The 1207-nt window shown below is 72.4% G+C and carries 2 protein-coding genes; one reads left to right on the top strand and one right to left on the bottom strand.

Annotated elements, in window-relative coordinates; genetic code table 11:
• Window positions 1-93 precede the first annotated feature (93 nt).
• Window positions 94-693, top strand: coding sequence for a helix-turn-helix domain-containing protein (locus LPA54_RS32680; protein ID WP_193457580.1), 600 nt, complete (start codon window positions 94-96; stop codon window positions 691-693).
• Window positions 694-774: 81 nt separating this feature from the next.
• On the opposite strand, the gene LPA54_RS32675 is transcribed toward LPA54_RS32680, so the two are convergent.
• Window positions 775-1207, bottom strand: a 433-nt coding sequence (locus LPA54_RS32675; protein WP_228984389.1) for an NADP-dependent oxidoreductase, incomplete at its 5' end; no start/stop codon positions are given.

The following is a 1207-nucleotide window of genomic DNA, read 5'->3' as shown; positions in this document are numbered from 1 at the left end:
GGGGGACGACGCGGGGCGGCGGACGCGCGGACCGCCGCCCCGCTCCGTCCCGACGCTAAGCCCGTATTGCGGCAAAGGCAAACGATGTTGCCCATGACGCAAGAAGACGGCGGCTTGGACGGCCTCGTACGCAAACGGATACGGGCGCTGCGGGTCGCGCAGGGGTGGTCCCTGGAGGAACTGGCGACCCGGGCCAACCTCAGCCAGTCCTCACTGAGCCGGATCGAGAACGGGCAGCGCCGGCTCGCCCTGGACCAGCTCGTCGTCCTCGCCCGGGCCCTGGACACCACCCTGGACCAGCTCGTGGAGAACGCCGACGACGACGTCGTCGTCAGTCCGATGGTCGACGGCGCCCACGGCCTGATGCGCTGGCCCGTGAAGGGCGACCCCGGGATGAGCGTGGTGCGTCAGCGGCTGACCGCTCCCCCGCCCGACAGTCCCGCCCGGATGCGCGCCCACCCCGGCCGGGAATGGCTGGTCGTGCTCTCCGGAACCGCGGTCCTGATGCTCGGGCACCGGCGGTACCGCGTCGAGACCAACCAGGCCGCCGAGTTCCCCACCATGACGCCGCACGCGATCGGGGCGGAGGGCGGCCCGTGCGAGATCCTCGGCATCTTCGACCGCGACGCCCGCCGCGGCCACCAGCGGGACACCGGCGACCGCACGGAGGGCGCAGGCCCGCGGGGCGCGTAGGCGCCCCACGCGAAAGGACCGCACCCGGCGGCACGGATCGTGCGGCCGGGTGCGGTCCAGCGGCTCCGGGGAGCCCGGTCGTCAGAGCTTGACGATCATCTTTCCGGTGTTGTCGCCGCGCAGGACGCCGAGGAAGGCCTCCAGGTTGTTCTCGATGCCCTCGACGACGGTCTCGCGGTACTTCAGCTCGCCCGAGCGGACCCAGGCGCCGACCTCCTGGACGAACTGCGGCTGGAGGTCGTAGTGGTCGCCGACCAGGAAGCCCTCGATGCGGCCGCGGGTCTGGATGAGGCGGGCGAGGTTCCTCGGGCCGGGCGCGGGCTCGGTGTTGTTGTAGACGGAGATCGCGCCGCAGACGGCGATGCGGCCGTCCCGGTTCAGGCTGCCGACGGCCGCCTCCAGGTGGTCGCCGCCCACGTTGTCGAAGTACACGTCGACGCCGTCGGGGGCGGCGGCGCGCAGCTGCTCGCTCACGGGGCCGTTCTTGTAGTTGAACGCGGCGTCGAAGCCGTAC

It is taken from the genome of Streptomyces sp. DH12 (assembly GCF_020873895.1).
Classification (GTDB): domain Bacteria; phylum Actinomycetota; class Actinomycetes; order Streptomycetales; family Streptomycetaceae; genus Streptomyces.
This window is presented reverse-complemented; position numbering and strand designations above follow the sequence as displayed.

Bases quoted from the DNA above. Each gene is read 5' to 3' on its own strand.
- LPA54_RS32680 (WP_193457580.1), top strand. From the start codon at position 94: ATGACGCAAGAAGACGGCGGCTTGGACGGCCTCGTACGCAAACGGATA.